This window comes from Lelliottia nimipressuralis (genome assembly GCF_004402045.1).
Taxonomy (GTDB): Bacteria; Pseudomonadota; Gammaproteobacteria; order Enterobacterales; family Enterobacteriaceae; genus Enterobacter; species Enterobacter chinensis.
Genome location: NZ_SOMG01000030.1, coordinates 153,058 through 167,165 on the forward strand (window position 1 = coordinate 153,058; position 14,108 = coordinate 167,165).

Consider the following 14,108-nt stretch of genomic DNA (forward strand, 5'->3'; position numbering starts at 1 on the left):
TTCTCTCAACTATTCAGTGTTGAGAAAGATAATCTTTCTCAACAAAAGATGCAACCCCACAGTTTATGTGCCGCGTTCTTTTTGTTGATGAATAATTGCGCACTCTCTCGTTGTGATGCTTATCACAAATTTCCTTTCTCAAATCCTGTGCTATTCTTTTTGTGTCGTTGATTTAATGACAAAAACCATACAGAGAGGAAAGTTATGGGAATTTTATCCTGGATTATCTTTGGGCTTATTGCGGGTATTCTGGCGAAGTGGATCATGCCGGGCAAAGATGGCGGTGGGTTTATCGTCACCGTAATACTGGGTGTTGTCGGCGCGGTAGTCGGCGGCTGGATCAGCACACTGTTCGGTTTTGGCAAGGTCGATGGCTTTAACTTCGGCAGTTTCGCCGTCGCGGTGATCGGTGCGCTGGTTGTTCTGTTTATCTACAGAAAGATCAAAAGCTAAGGCTTAAAAGCGTTGAAAAAGGCTGCCAGATGGCGGCCTTTTTACGTAATGCGGGTTCACCACCATCCAAGCTGCGTGCCGGCAAACGCCGCGATGGCAACGATCAGCATAATGAGGGTCGTTTTTCTCATTTATGCCCCTGGAGCCGCGTAACCACCGACAAAAAACCATGCTAAAAAAACCACCGCCGTTATAAAAATAACGACCGGGAAGAGGATCCCTATTCTCATACCATCACCTGTTTCGGTTTCTATCATGCCGTAGAGTGTACGGGGTTAATCCATGGTGAGAAAGCGTGTTTTGCTTTTTCCTTTCTTATCCTGATACATCGCGATATCTGCGGTGCGTAACGCCGTGTCCGGATCGGTTACGCCTGGGTCCACTTCGATAACGCCAAGACTGGCACCGGGATAGATGAGATTGACGCTGCCCAGCCAGTATTCACCGGCAATGCAGGCGCTGAGGCGCGTTCTGAGCATTGCTACCTGCGCCTTATCCCCTTCACTGTGGGACTGGCTCAGCGAAGCCACCAGAAACTCATCACCGCCCAGCCGGCCAATGATATCGTCCTGCTGTTTTTCTTCCGTCAAACGCTTGCCGACTTCAATCAGGAACCGATCGCCCGCTTCGTGGCCATAACGATCGTTAATCAGTTTGAAATCATCCAGGTCGATAAACGCGATGATGGCGTTACGCTTAAGATGCCGCGCCAGAGAAAACAGGGTCGTCAGATCTTCAAACAGGGCGCGACGGTTGGGTAACCCGGTCAGGGCATCGGTATAAGAGTGCGCAATGAGGGCCGCATTGGCTTCACGAAGCTGGGTAACCAGCGACTCTTTCTGGATGTACTGGCCAATCAAACCGGCGAATAATCTCAGCACCTGCTCACCGCGATCGCTGAGCGGTTTCCTGGCCGTGCTGGTGGCACAGAGCGTCCCGTAGAGCGAACCATCGGCAAGATGCACGGGGATGCTCATGTAGGTGGTAATGCCAAGCGCTTTTGCGGCTTCACACTCGGGCCAACGTTCGGGCACGTCGTTGCTGAACAGCGTGTCGCTATCAAGCGCGCGCTTGCAAAGCGTTTCATCCCACGGAACGCTCAACCCCTCGGGGATCTCCATCTGCTTACTGTTGCGGGCATAGAGAATATGCTGCAGCCGGGCTTTGATATCGACTTTAGTGAGGTAAGTTGACTCCATGTCGGTCACTATCTCCAGCATCTCCAGCAGCTGACGAACGAGACTTTCAAGGGATTGTTCAGTGGCGAGGGTTTCTGAAACACGGGCAAGGATAATATCCGACATGACGTAGAGTGACTCCCAGGCAGAAGACGTCTGCATCTGCATGTTATGCTGAGTTTTTAGACTTCGGGCATAGTAAAACATGAATATAGGAAATTTAATATATGCAGGGTGAGGGCAGCGAGCGAGAAAAAAGGCCCCGTTGTTGAGACCGGGGCAAAGACATCTTGATTACGGAATGATGTTCTCTGGTCATATTGAGAACATGCCACACTGTAGTGATGAAAAGTGCAGTTAAAATGGAGAAATCATGGAGAAAGCGGCGGTGACCCGTTACCCTTAGTCTGTAATGATGTCAAAAGGATCAAAGAGATGAGATTTATGCTTCTGGCGCTGGCTTTCCCCTTAGTCGCCTGCACTACAAAAGCAACGCCACCTGATGCGCCGAAACCGCCACACGTTATCGGTATGGCAAACCCGGCTTCCGTTTACTGCCTGGAGAAAGGCGGGGAACAGATCCCGGTTCAAAGCCCGCAGGGCGTCCGTACCGAGTGCAAATTACCGGGTGGTGAAGTGATCGATGAATGGACGCTCTATCGTCGCGATCATCCGCAACCCACCAGGTGACAAAGTAATATTGTCTGCGATACACTTCTCTTTAGGATTATTCTTAGCCAGTTCCTGGCTACCGTTATCGTGAGAGAAGTATGTTTCAGCTTAAACCGGGCAGCATGGCGATGATCGTGGGTGCCCGTACGGCGTCTGGCCGTCGCAATATTGGTAAATCTGTTGAGCTGTTTGGCCTTTGCCAGCCTGGAATGCGTTTCGTTAACCCGGTCAATGGCGTAATGACGCAGTTACCCGCTACCGCAGACCGCGCGCTTTGGCTGGTGACGGGTGATGTCTACGCCTTCGACAATCAGCACGGCTTTGCGTTTGTTCGCCCCGAACATCTGATGCCGCTCACCCCGGATGAAGCGCCGCAAATCGTGGATGAGTTGACGATCGGCTGATTACAGATGGCGCAGCCAGTCGGCTAAAACCAGGGCGTGATTTTGCTCCGTGTTTTTTGCGCCGTAGAGCAGGGTGACGGTCTGCTTTTTTGCCAGTGCCGCCAGGCGCATTCCTTCGTCCGCATGCCGCGCCAGCTCTTCACGATAGGCCTGACTGAAGGCTGAAAAATCAATGGTTTCGCTGTGAAAGGCCTTGCGTAATTCATTCGAAGGTGTGAGCGCTTTACACCATTCATCATACGCGAGGTCTGTTTTTTTAACCCCGCGTGGCCACAGTTTGTCCACCAGAACCCGATAGCCGTCGCCCGGACCTGCCTGTTCGTATACGCGTTTGCATTGAATCATAATTCCACCCTCCCAATTTAAGGTATTGTGATAATTGCAGAAGATCGGTAGTCTGAGGTTCCTTATGTTATCTGATAATTCTCTGGCATAAGGAACCTTTCATGGAACACCTCCCGGTTAAATCGACGCTGCGCATTGCGCTGGTGGGCGATTACAATCCCAATGTTATTGCGCATCAGGCGATCCCGCTGGCTATTGACGACGCCGCCGCAGTCCTTGACCTCACCGCCGATTACGACTGGCTTGCTACCACGGAGCTGACAAGCCCTGAGGATCTGGTGGGCTACGATGCTATCTGGCTGGTTCCTGCAAGCCCCTATAAAAACACGGAAGCCGCTTTTATCGCCGCGCGCTACGCCCGTGAAAACAGCATTCCATTCCTTGGTACCTGCGGTGGGTTCCAGCATGCGTTGATTGAGTATGCCCGTAATGTGTTGGGCTGGAGCGATGCGGCACATGCTGAGACGGATACCGAAGGCACCATGGTGATTGCGCCGCTGACCTGCTCGCTGGTGGAAAAAACCGATGCGATTGAGCTGCGTAATAATACGCTGATTGCGAAAGCCTACGGCAGGTCGGAAATTAAAGAGGGGTATCACTGTAACTATGGCGTGTCGCCGGCGTTTGCACAGGCGCTGGAAAGCGGTGATATGCATGTTACGGGCTGGGACGACCAGGGAGAAATTCGTGCCGCGGAACTGGTTACGCATCCATTCTTTGTGATCACCTTATTCCAGCATGAGCGTGCCGCGCTGGAAGGACGTCCGGTCGTGCTGGTGCAGGCGATGCTACGCGCGGCGCGCGGGTAAAAAAGGCAGACCCGATGGTCTGCCTCTGGATTTAACGGGGCGCGATCTCCCGGTCTCGCCCGGCTAACACGCCGCAGATGGCCATTATCATGGCGGCCAGCGCGCAGCCCAGAAGTGGGATTTGCCAGTCTCCTGCGGTATCGTGAATTTTCCCCATCAGCGGGGGACCGCAGGCGGCGAGCAGGTAGCCAATCGACTGCGCCATTCCGGACAACGCCGCAGCCTGGTGTGCAGAGCTGGCGCGCAGGCCGATGAACGTCAGGCCGAGGATCATCGTTGCCCCGGAGCCAAAGCCAAACACCAGCGTCCACATCACCGCCAGGTCAGGCATAAACCACAACCCCGCCGCGCTTATCGCGCACATCAGCGCCACCGCGCCGGCTATCGCCCGCTGATCCTTCAGACGGTGGAGGATCAGTGGAACGGCAAGCCCCGGCACGGCCGTAGCCAGCTGTAACAGACCGTGCATCGAGCCGGCCTGCGCTTCGCTATAGCCGTGGCTGAGCAATATTGCCGGTAGCCAGCCGATGATCACGTAGTAAATCAGAGAGTTAATTCCCAAAAAGAGCGTCACCTGCCAGGCAAGGGCCGAGCGCCAGATCGCGCGATTATGCAGCGCGCCAGCGCCCGTTACCGTCGCGACGTGCTTCTGTCGCCACTGTGGCAGCCAGAGCAGCAGCGCGACCAGCGGAAACACCATCAGCATCAGCAGTGCGCCATGCCAGCCCGCCGCGCCCTGCGCCAGGGGAACAATCAGCGCCGAACCGAGCGCCGCCGACACGCCCATCGTCAGGGAATAGGCTCCGGTGAGTTTCGCCACCTGACCCGGAAAGTCGCGTTTAATTAATCCCGGTAACAGCACATTCCCCAGCGCTATACCGCAGCCGATGACCGTCGTTCCAATGAAAAGCAGGGCGGCGGAAGGCAGGGAGCGCACGGCAATTCCGACGCAAATCAGCAGCAGGGCAATAAACAGGCTGCGCTCCATGCCGACACGCCGGGCCACCCCGGCGGCGAGCGGCGAGACAAGGGCGAAGGCCAGCAGAGGCAGGGTGGTCAGCAGACCGGTTTGCGCCGTGCTTAAGCCATAATCAAGACGAATAGTATCGAGCAGCGGGGCTGCCCCGGTAAAGGTGACGCGAAGCGTTGTGGCCATCATCAGGATACCTGCAATCAGCAGCGCGCCGTGTTTTCCTGAAGTGCGAATAGCAGTAGTCATTATGTTCTCATACGTTCAAGCGAGCGCACACAATACCGATTTTCTCAGCGGTTGAAATCAGGCTAAAATGACAGTTTATCGCTAATATCGGACAACCTGATGATTGGTCTTGGACTGGACGGCTACGATCCTGATAGCCAACATGATGCGGCCGTCGCATTTCGCATCCGCGTGGTGACGGAGGAACAATATATTCCCCGGCATCATCACCGTAAGGGGCAGCTGATTCTGGCCCTTGGCGGTGCGATCACCTGTGAAGTGGAAAATGCCATGCTGATGGTACCGCCCCAGTACGCCGTCTGGATCCCCGGCCAAATGCCGCACAGCAACAGGGCTACGCCGGGTGCGCAGCTCTGCTTTTTGTTCATTGAACCGGGAGCTGCCAGCTTGCCCGAGCGCTGCTGCACCCTGAAAATCTCCCCCCTGGTGCGGGAACTGATTTTATCGCTCGCGGAAAAATCGCGTGAACAGCTCTCTCTTGCGGCGACATCGCGCCTGGTGGACGTCCTGTTTGACGAGCTGCCGATCCAGCGCCAGGAGCATCTGCAGTTGCCCGTCTCGCCCCATCCAAAAATCCGGCTGATGAGCGAAAAAATGGCGGAAGAGCCCGCGGCCTGGCAGACGCTGGCGCAGTGGGCGAGCCACTTTGCCATGAGCGAACGCAACCTGGCACGGCTGGTGGTGAAAGAGACCGGCTTAAGCTTTCGCCGCTGGCGGCACCAGCTGCAGCTGATTGTGGCGCTACAGCATTTGATTGGTGGGAAATCGGTACAGCAGGTGGCACAGTCACTGGGTTATGACTCTACCACCGCGTTTATCACCATGTTCAAGAAGGGGCTGGGTCAGACACCGGCGCGTTATATGGCCAGCCTGACTACGACTTCCCAATAAACAGAGAGACAAGGCCTGCCGCAATCAGCGGGCCCACCGGAACGCCGCGAAAGAGTGCGACACCCAGCACGGTACCCACCAGCAGACCCGCCACCAGCGAGGGCTGGCTGCTCATTAGCGTCACGCCGCGTCCGCCCAGCCACGAGACGAAAATCCCCACCGCGATCGCCACCAGCGATTTCCAGTTTACAAACGAGTGCAGCAGCGTTGAGGCGGGAAGCGTGCCGCTGGCGATGGGCGCCATTACCCCAATGGTTAAAATGATGATCCCGATGGTGAGGCCTTGTTTTTCTATCCACGGGAAAAAGGTATTTAACGGGGTCACGCGAACAATAATCAGCACCAGAATCGAGATGGCGACGGTGGTGTTATGGCTGACAAAGCCGAGCGCGGCGAGTGCCAGAAGAATGAGCAGAGTAGGGTCAAACATAGGGAATCCTTGCCAAAATAATCAACCTGATTACTGTACGCGGAAAAACGGCGCAGGACAGTTTTAAAAAGATTTTATCGCTGTCATAACCTTGTCATTTACACGGATTAAAACAAAGGCAGATACCGCAAAAGGGGTCGCCGTCATGAACGATCACATGTTTGTTGAAACGCTGATTATCTCCTCATCGTTTTTCGCTATAGCCGTTATTCTCGTCGCCTCCGTGCTGTTTCTGGATAGAAAGGGCTGACAGAAACGCCCGTCATCGCGGTTACGCTTTATGGAATGTCACAAGCTCGGGACGGGCGATGCGCAGGTAGTCCTGGGTATCCATAATCACGGATTTCTCCAGCAGGCCGGCGTTAAACGCGATTTCGTCAAAGCGCTCAAACAGCAGCGGGTCGGCAACCAGCGCCAAATCAGGATGGAAGCTAAAGGGCGGGATAGCGCCGAAAACGCAGGCGGTCAGGGCATCGACTTCGGCCGGGCTGGCGAGAGAGGCTTTTAGCCCACCAAAATGGCTGGCAAGCTGGCTGAGATCGGCCTGCAGATCGGCGGCCAGGATCGCCAGCACGTGTTTTTTTACGCCATTACCCTTCACTTTGCAGACCAGGGCTTTTGCACCTTGCCGCAGGTCGGTCCCGCGAATTTCACTCACCGCTTCGCACTTCCCGACCGCCTCGTGCTCCATGACGCGAAAGCGTGCGCCCTGCTCGGTGAGTAAGGTAATCAGTTGCTGGTGGGTCCCTGTTCCAATAACGTCGTCAGTCATAACGATTTTCCCGGTGATAATCCAGTATGCAGCTTGCTACATTAGCACGGGATGAACGGGGTCGAAAGAGAACAGCCAGCGAGTTCGCTGGCTGTGGGATTATGCATTGCTGGTGGCAGATTGCTTGTGGAACAGCTCCCTGAACACGGGATAAATATCATCCTGGTCACGGATATGCTGCATGGCAAAATTATCGAACATCGACTGCAGATGTTCATACTCCCGCCACAGGGTCTGGTGTGCGCGACGGGTGATTTCGATATAGCTGTAGTAACGCACTACCGGCAGGATTTTCTTCGCCAGAATGTCGTGACACAGCGGTGAGTCGTCGGCCCAGTTATCGCCATCCGACGCCTGCGCAGCATAAATATTCCACTGCGACGGGTCGTAACGCTCTTTCACCACTTCATCCATCAGCTTCAGGGCGCTTGATACAATGGTCCCACCGGTCTCCTGCGAGTAGAAGAACTCATGTTCATCTACCTCTTTCGCCTGAGTGTGGTGGCGGATATAAACCACCTCCACGTTCTTATAGGTTCTGCTCAGGAACAGGTAGAGCAGAATATAAAAACGCTTCGCCATGTCTTTGGTGGCCTGGTCCATTGAGCCGGAAACGTCCATCAGGCAGAACATCACCGCCTGGCTGGAAGGTTCCGGACGTTTTTCGTAGTTCTTGTAGCGCAGGTCGAAGGTGTCGATAAACGGGACCCGTTCGATCTTCGCCCTCAGCTCTGCAATCTCTTTACGCAGGCGCTCCTCTTCCAGCAGTTGCGCTGGCTCCGTGTTTTCCACAACCTTCAGACTGCTCTCCAGCTCGCGCAGTTCACGACGTTTACCTGCCGTCATGGCCGTGCGTCGCGCCAGCGAATTCTGTAATGAACGCACGACGCTGATATTGGCGGGCACGCCGTTTGCGGTATAGCCCGCGCGGTGGGTTTTATATTCATTTAGCTGACGATGCTGATTCTTTTTCAGATTCGGCAGCGCCAGGTCTTCAAACAACAGGTCGAGATATTCGTCTTTCGAGATCTGGAAGACAAATTCGTCCTGACCTTCACCGTCCTGGCTGGCCTGTCCCTGACCGCTTCCTGAACCACCGCCGCCGCCCTGAGGACGCTCGATTCTGTCGTTCTGAACGAAGTGGTCATTACCTGGGTGTACGCGATGGCGCAGGCCGCCTCGCCCCTGATGAAACATCGGTTCGCTGATGTCATCGGTGGGGATGGAGACAGACTCGCCGCTGTCGACGTCGGTCACCGAGCGTTTGTTGATGGCCTCGGAGATAGACTGTTTAATTTGCGCTTTATAACGACGCAAGAAGCGCTGGCGGTTCACCGTGCTCTTGTTTTTGCCGTTAAGACGCCGGTCAATAAACCAGGTCATATACCCCCCGTACTGCATTTGCCAACTTGCATTTTGTAGGCCCGGCAAGCGCTAAACGCTACCGGGCACTTGTTTTAAGACGATTTACGCACGCGCAGATACCATTCGCAGAGCAGGCGAACCTGTTTGCGGGTGTAGCCTTTTTCCATCATACGGTCGACAAAATCGTCGTGCTTTTTCTGCTCATCGGTTGAGGTTTTGGCGTTAAACGAGATCACCGGCAGCAGTTCTTCGGTATTGGAGAACATTTTCTTCTCAATGACCGTGCGCAGTTTCTCGTAGCTGGTCCAGTTCGGATTGCGTCCGTTGTTATGCGCTCTGGCGCGCAGGACGAAGTTCACAATCTCGTTACGGAAGTCTTTCGGGTTGCTGATCCCGGCAGGCTTCTCGATTTTTTCCAGCTCCGCGTTCAGGGATTCACGGTCAAACAGCTGGCCGGTATCCGGATCGCGGTACTCCTGATCCTGGATCCAGAAGTCAGCATAGGTGACATAACGGTCGAAAATGTTCTGCCCGTATTCTGAATAGGATTCCAGGTAGGCCGTCTGGATCTCTTTGCCAATGAACTCAGCGTATTTCGGGATCAGGTAACCTTTCAGGAACTCAAGGTAGCGTTCAGCCTGCTCCTGCGGGAACTGCTCGCGTTCGATTTGCTGTTCCAGCACGTAGAACAGATGAACCGGGTTGGCCGCCACTTCCGCATGGTCGAAGTTAAAGACGCGGGAGAGGATCTTAAACGCGAAACGCGTGGACAGACCGTTCATCCCTTCATCGACCCCGGCGTAATCGCGGTATTCCTGGTACGACTTCGCTTTCGGATCGGTATCTTTCAGGCTCTCACCGTCATAGACGCGCATTTTAGAGTAGATGCTGGAGTTTTCCGGCTCTTTCAGACGCGAAAGGATGGAGAAGCGAGACAGCGTTTCCAGGGTGCCCGGCGCGCAGGGAGCATGCACCAGCTCACTGTGATTAAGCAGTTTCTCGTAAATTTTGATCTCTTCGGAGATCCGCAGGCAATAAGGCACTTTGACGATGTAAACACGGTCAAGGAAGGCCTCATTGTTTTTGTTATTGCGGAAGGTCACCCATTCAGATTCGTTTGAGTGGGCGAGAATAATTCCGTTAAACGGCAGGGCGGAGATACCTTCCGTCCCGTTATAGTTCCCTTCCTGAGTAGCCGTCAGCAGAGGATGCAGCACTTTGATCGGTGCTTTAAACATCTCGACGAATTCCATAATCCCCTGGTTAGCGCGGCACAGGGCACCCGAATAACCGTAGGCATCCGGGTCATTCTGCGCGAAGTTTTCCAGCTTACGGATGTCGACTTTACCCACCAGGGCCGAAATGTCCTGGTTGTTCTCATCACCGGGTTCTGTTTTGGCGATGGCGATCTGTTCGAGGATAGATGGCCAGACTTTCACCACGCGGAATTTGGTGATATCGCCACCAAACTCGTGAAGACGTTTAGCCGCCCACGGTGACATGATGGTGCCGAGATAGCGACGCGGGATGCCATACTCTTTATCCAGAATTTGCGCATCTTCCTGCGGATTAAACAGGCACAGCGGATGGTCGTTCACCGGGCTGCGCTCGCCGTTAGCGCTCAGTACATAGATAGGGACGCGCTGCATCAGCGACTTCAGGCGTTCAGCCAGCGAGGATTTACCGCCACCCACCGGACCGAGTAAATAGAGGATCTGTTTCTTCTCTTCCAGACCCTGAGCGGCATGCTTCAGATAGGAAACAATCTGTTCGATGGCATCTTCCATACCATAGAACTCTTCAAACGCCGGGTATCGGGCGACTACCCGATTCGAAAAGAGACGGGAAAGCCGGGGTTCCAGGGCAGTATCAACCATGTTTGGCTCACCAATAGCCATCAATAGCCGTTCTGCCGCATTGGCATAGGCACTGCGATCTTGCCGACAGATGGTAAGAAACTCCTGCAGTGTGAACTCTTCGTCCTTGGCAGCTTCATAGCGCTGGCGATAGTGATCGAATATATTCATGGCATGCCGTCCTTTCGTTTTTTTAGCACAGGATAAGAGCCGTTCGTATGAGTAGTGGAGGCTCCCGGAAGAGAATCTCTCGCACCTCACTGCCAGAGCAGCAACCTGTGTGCCAGGTCAGACGCTAAGAACCGCAGGGTGTTCAGGAAAACTCTTCTTAAATTAAAGCGTAGATGGCATTTGCAAAACTTGCATGCCGATAAAATCTACTTTCAATGACATATCAATAACTCATCCAAAAATTTCCACTGTGGTTCTAAGCCAAAAGCACCTTTTTCATACAGTGGTCATATAAATGAAAGTGGGTTGTCATCTGAAAAGTTAAAAATAACGGGTTAATCAGACTGATTAGCAGGCAAAAAATTTTGGGATGTACGGGAATGGCGGTTACACTTCATCCGCTGATTATTTGACTACAGGAAAGAATGGATTGTGACCAAACTCAAACTTCTGGCATTGGGCATCCTTGCCGCGACCGCAGTGAGCACCGCACAGGCGGAAAGTCAGTGGACGGTTGGTGCGGGCGTTGGCGTCATTAACAGCCCGTATAAACAGTATGACCGCGATGTTTATCCCGTTCCCGTTGTCACCTATGAAGGCGATAACGTCTGGTTCCGTGGGCTAGGCGGCGGCTACTATCTCTGGAACGATACGGCCGATAAGCTCTCCATCATGGCCTACTACGACCCAACGCACTTCAAGCCGGGAGACAGCGACAGCCATGCGCTTCGCCAGCTCGACAAGCGCAAAAGCTCCATGATGGCGGGTCTCTCGTATGTGCATAACACCCAGTATGGTTTCCTGCGAACTGCCCTGGCGGGTGATACGCTGGATAACAGCAACGGCTTTATCTGGGATCTGGCGTGGTTATATCGCTACACCAACGGTGCGCTGACCCTGACGCCAGGTATCGGTGTGCAGTACAACAGCGAGAACTACAACGACTACTATTACGGCGTGTCTAAAAACGAGTCCCGCCGCAGTGGTCTGAAAAGCTATAGCGCAGATGACGGCTGGGATCCCTACCTGGAGCTGACCGCGAGCTACAACTTCCTCGGTGACTGGAGCGTATACGGTACCGGTCGCTATGAGCGTTTGAGCGATGAAGTGAAGGATAGCCCGATGGTTGATAAATCATGGGCAGGTATTTTCTCTGTCGGTGTGACCTACAAGTTCTGATTGTGCACTGAAATCGTGCAATCCGTGCATCAAAACGGGGCGCTTGCGCCCCGTTTGCTTTGGTGTGGTGCAGTGAAGCAGGGGAGGATAAATACCTTAGCGCTTCACGATTTTAATCGTCTGCCCTAAACGAGACGGCTTTTCGTCGCTCGCTTTTTGCGGGGTGCTCACGCAGGCGGTTTCCACGCAGACAAACGTTTTGTAACCCTCATCCGTCATGTCGGCCATGCTGACAGAAAGCGCCGGACCCGGGTTCCAGCCCACGACGTCGCTGTGATGATGATGAACGACTTCAATTCCACGGTTCAGCGCGCCGTCGTGGATCACGCTGCAGGCTTCCGGGTGCAGATAGACGCGGTCGGTACGGTCAGGGAACGTTTGTACCCCGTCGCTCAGTTTACCTTCTTTGGCGTTATCTACTTTGTCGATAAAGGTATAGCCAAGGCCGCTCACCTTCACTGCGCTGATATCACCCACGTTGAAGTAGGTATGCAGGGCAGCGGTGGTTTCGAATTCACCGTGGGCTTCCAGTTCGATTTCGCAGGTTTTGCTCAGCTTAAAGCGGGCGTACAGGGTGAAATCGTGCGGCCAGAGGGCGCGGGTTTCATCATTCGCCTGCAGCTCAAAGGTCAGCACTGCGCCGTTTTCATCTTCATTATGCGCTTTCAGGGTCCACTGCTGGTTACGGGCAAACCCGTGAGAAGGCAAACCCGGCTGTGCGGACGGGCCGAACCACGGCCAGCAGATCGGTACACCACCGCGGATAGCCGCCCCTTTTTTGAAAGAGGTCGCATCGCTCAGCCATAAACCTTCGGCTTCACCTTCCGGTTTCCAGGAGAGCAGGTGAGCGCCGTTCAGCGCCACGGAGGCCTTCACGCGTGGATGGTCAACGACGATAACGTCGGCACCGTCAATCTGACGGCGGGAAAGCACAGGGGTAAGTTGTTCGACTACCGGAAGTGCAAAAATTTTATTAATCATTAAGCAATCCTCTGTCTTATAAATAAAAAAGGCGACCGAAGTCGCCTTTTTGGATCAAGCACTCATCTCAACTTATTTGGAGATGTGAGCGATCAGGTCCAGTACTTTGTTAGAGTAGCCGGTTTCGTTGTCGTACCAGGATACCAGTTTAACGAAGTTGTCGTTCAGTGCGATACCTGCTTTAGCATCGAACACGGAAGTGCACACTTCGCCGTTGAAATCGGTAGATACAACGTCGTCTTCGGTGTAGCCCAGAACGCCTTTCATTGCGCCTTCGGAAGCAGCTTTGATTGCTTTCTTAATTTCTTCATAAGAAGCAGCTTTTTCCAGACGAACGGTCAGGTCAACAACGGATACGTTAGGAGTTGGAACGCGGAACGCCATACCAGTCAGTTTACCGTTCAGCTCTGGCAGTACAACGCCTACAGCTTTAGCAGCACCGGTAGAAGATGGGATGATGTTCTGAGCCGCGCCACGGCCGCCGCGCCAGTCTTTGTGAGACGGGCCATCAACGGTTTTCTGAGTAGCGGTGGTAGCGTGAACGGTGGTCATCAGGCCTTCAACGATACCGAAGTTGTCGTTGATAACTTTAGCCAGCGGCGCCAGGCAGTTGGTGGTGCAGGATGCGTTAGATACGATATCCTGGCCAGCATATTTTTCGAAGTTTGCACCACGAACGAACATTGGGGTGTTGTCTTTGGAAGGACCAGTCAGAACAACTTTCTTCGCACCAGCGGTGATGTGTTTACGCGCGGTTTCGTCGGTCAGGAAGATACCGGTAGCTTCAGCTACAACGTCAACACCAATTTCGTTCCATTTCAGGTTAGCTGGGTCTTTCTCAGCAGTAACGCGGATGGTTTTACCGTTAACAACCAGGTGGCCGTCTTTCACTTCAACGGTGCCGTCGAAACGACCGTGAGTTGAGTCGTACTTCAGCATGTACGCCATGTATTCAGCGTCCAGGAGATCGTTGATACCAACGATTTCGATGTCAGAACGTTTCTGAGCAGCACGGAAAACAATACGGCCGATACGGCCAAAACCGTTGATACCTACTTTGATAGTCATATATTCCACCAGCTATTTGTTAGTGAATAAAAGGTTGCCTGTAAAATTACAAAAACCTTACGCAGCGTCAAGCGGAATCGTGTCAATCATTGCGACAAATCAATCCTGTGACTAACGTTTGTGCGACTGACTCGCCTCACTTTCCCTTTGAGCTTGCAACCAAATGGGGGCTGCGCCCGGAATTTTAAAGTCCTCGCAGGATAAAAATGTGAACATGATCACAATTGCCTGACCGCCTTTTCGCGACACATAAGTTTAGATCAAAAGTGCACGCAAGGGTGTTAATGTTTTGTTAGAATCCGGGTTAAAAGATGT

17 protein-coding genes are annotated in these 14,108 nt (G+C 53.5%); 7 read left to right on the forward strand and 10 right to left on the reverse strand.

Going from position 1 to position 14,108, the window contains the following annotated elements:
• Nucleotides 1–204 precede the first annotated feature (204 nt).
• Nucleotides 205–453 carry a GlsB/YeaQ/YmgE family stress response membrane protein gene (locus E3U32_RS18315; RefSeq protein ID WP_047348918.1) on the forward strand — a complete coding sequence of 83 codons (249 nt, stop codon included), beginning with the start codon at nt 205–207 and terminating at the stop codon, nt 451–453.
• A gap of 131 nt (nt 454–584) precedes the next feature.
• Here the strand turns inward: E3U32_RS18315 and E3U32_RS18320 are convergent, their stop codons facing one another.
• Both E3U32_RS18320 and E3U32_RS18325 read right to left on the reverse strand, forming a co-directional pair.
• A complete protein-coding gene (locus E3U32_RS18320) occupies nt 585–683 on the reverse strand; it encodes a YoaK family small membrane protein (protein ID WP_014883431.1) in 99 nt (32 codons plus the stop codon).
• A 45-nt stretch (nt 684–728) separates the two neighbouring features.
• The gene (locus tag E3U32_RS18325; RefSeq protein ID WP_134350745.1) at nt 729–1,757 is read right to left on the reverse strand and encodes a sensor domain-containing diguanylate cyclase; all 1,029 of its coding nucleotides are present in this window, start codon (nt 1,755–1,757) and stop codon (nt 729–731) included.
• A gap of 309 nt (nt 1,758–2,066) precedes the next feature.
• On the opposite strand from E3U32_RS18325, the gene E3U32_RS18330 reads away from it, so the two are divergent.
• Both E3U32_RS18330 and E3U32_RS18335 read left to right on the forward strand, forming a co-directional pair.
• Complete coding sequence (locus E3U32_RS18330; RefSeq protein ID WP_134349911.1) at nt 2,067–2,321, forward strand: putative hemolysin; 255 nt, start codon at nt 2,067–2,069, stop codon at nt 2,319–2,321.
• 80 nt (nt 2,322–2,401) lie between these two features.
• Nucleotides 2,402–2,707 (forward strand): hypothetical protein, encoded by a 306-nt coding sequence (locus tag E3U32_RS18335; protein WP_134349912.1) that lies wholly within the window; start codon nt 2,402–2,404, stop codon nt 2,705–2,707.
• On the opposite strand, the gene E3U32_RS18340 is transcribed toward E3U32_RS18335, so the two are convergent.
• Nucleotides 2,708–3,052 (reverse strand): DUF488 domain-containing protein, encoded by a 345-nt coding sequence (locus E3U32_RS18340; RefSeq protein WP_134349913.1) that lies wholly within the window; start codon nt 3,050–3,052, stop codon nt 2,708–2,710.
• A 101-nt stretch (nt 3,053–3,153) separates the two neighbouring features.
• Here E3U32_RS18340 and E3U32_RS18345 point away from each other — a divergent pair, with 101 nt between their 5' ends.
• Nucleotides 3,154–3,861: a CTP synthase C-terminal region-related (seleno)protein gene (locus tag E3U32_RS18345; protein ID WP_134349914.1), complete on the forward strand. Its 708-nt coding sequence runs from the start codon at nt 3,154–3,156 to the stop codon at nt 3,859–3,861.
• Between the two features lie 31 nt (nt 3,862–3,892).
• Here the strand turns inward: E3U32_RS18345 and E3U32_RS18350 are convergent, their stop codons facing one another.
• On the reverse strand, nt 3,893–5,080 hold the full coding sequence (locus tag E3U32_RS18350; protein WP_134349915.1) for a CynX/NimT family MFS transporter: 1,188 nt from the start codon (nt 5,078–5,080) through the stop codon (nt 3,893–3,895).
• A gap of 99 nt (nt 5,081–5,179) precedes the next feature.
• Between E3U32_RS18350 and E3U32_RS18355 the strand changes: the two genes are divergently transcribed.
• Nucleotides 5,180–5,971 carry an AraC family transcriptional regulator gene (locus tag E3U32_RS18355; protein ID WP_134349916.1) on the forward strand — a complete coding sequence of 264 codons (792 nt, stop codon included), beginning with the start codon at nt 5,180–5,182 and terminating at the stop codon, nt 5,969–5,971.
• Here the strand turns inward: E3U32_RS18355 and E3U32_RS18360 are convergent.
• The gene (locus E3U32_RS18360) at nt 5,955–6,401 is read right to left on the reverse strand and encodes a DUF441 domain-containing protein (RefSeq protein ID WP_024908579.1); all 447 of its coding nucleotides are present in this window, start codon (nt 6,399–6,401) and stop codon (nt 5,955–5,957) included. The genes E3U32_RS18355 and E3U32_RS18360 overlap by 17 nt on opposite strands.
• Nucleotides 6,402–6,546: 145 nt before the next feature.
• Between E3U32_RS18360 and yoaI the strand changes: the two genes are divergently transcribed.
• Nucleotides 6,547–6,651, forward strand: coding sequence for a small membrane protein YoaI (gene yoaI, locus E3U32_RS18365; protein ID WP_134349917.1), 105 nt, complete (start codon nt 6,547–6,549; stop codon nt 6,649–6,651).
• A 21-nt stretch (nt 6,652–6,672) separates the two neighbouring features.
• Here yoaI and E3U32_RS18370 read toward each other — a convergent pair whose 3' ends face one another.
• From E3U32_RS18370 to yeaG, 3 genes are all read right to left on the reverse strand, one after another.
• Nucleotides 6,673–7,173, reverse strand: a complete 501-nt coding sequence (locus E3U32_RS18370) for a YbaK/prolyl-tRNA synthetase associated domain-containing protein (protein WP_008500735.1) — start codon at nt 7,171–7,173, stop codon at nt 6,673–6,675.
• A gap of 99 nt (nt 7,174–7,272) precedes the next feature.
• Nucleotides 7,273–8,556 carry a YeaH/YhbH family protein gene (locus tag E3U32_RS18375; protein WP_134349918.1) on the reverse strand — a complete coding sequence of 428 codons (1,284 nt, stop codon included), beginning with the start codon at nt 8,554–8,556 and terminating at the stop codon, nt 7,273–7,275.
• A gap of 74 nt (nt 8,557–8,630) precedes the next feature.
• Complete coding sequence (gene yeaG / locus E3U32_RS18380) at nt 8,631–10,565, reverse strand: protein kinase YeaG (protein ID WP_008500713.1); 1,935 nt, start codon at nt 10,563–10,565, stop codon at nt 8,631–8,633.
• A 432-nt stretch (nt 10,566–10,997) separates the two neighbouring features.
• Between yeaG and E3U32_RS18385 the strand changes: the two genes are divergently transcribed.
• A complete protein-coding gene (locus E3U32_RS18385) occupies nt 10,998–11,744 on the forward strand; it encodes a MipA/OmpV family protein (protein WP_134349919.1) in 747 nt (248 codons plus the stop codon).
• Between the two features lie 96 nt (nt 11,745–11,840).
• Here the strand turns inward: E3U32_RS18385 and E3U32_RS18390 are convergent, their stop codons facing one another.
• Together E3U32_RS18390 and gapA are read right to left on the reverse strand one after the other, a co-directional pair.
• Complete coding sequence (locus tag E3U32_RS18390) at nt 11,841–12,725, reverse strand: D-hexose-6-phosphate mutarotase (RefSeq protein WP_134349920.1); 885 nt, start codon at nt 12,723–12,725, stop codon at nt 11,841–11,843.
• Nucleotides 12,726–12,797: 72 nt separating this feature from the next.
• Nucleotides 12,798–13,793 (reverse strand): glyceraldehyde-3-phosphate dehydrogenase, encoded by a 996-nt coding sequence (gene gapA / locus E3U32_RS18395; RefSeq protein WP_010430074.1) that lies wholly within the window; start codon nt 13,791–13,793, stop codon nt 12,798–12,800.
• Between the last annotated feature and the right edge of the window lie 315 nt (nt 13,794–14,108).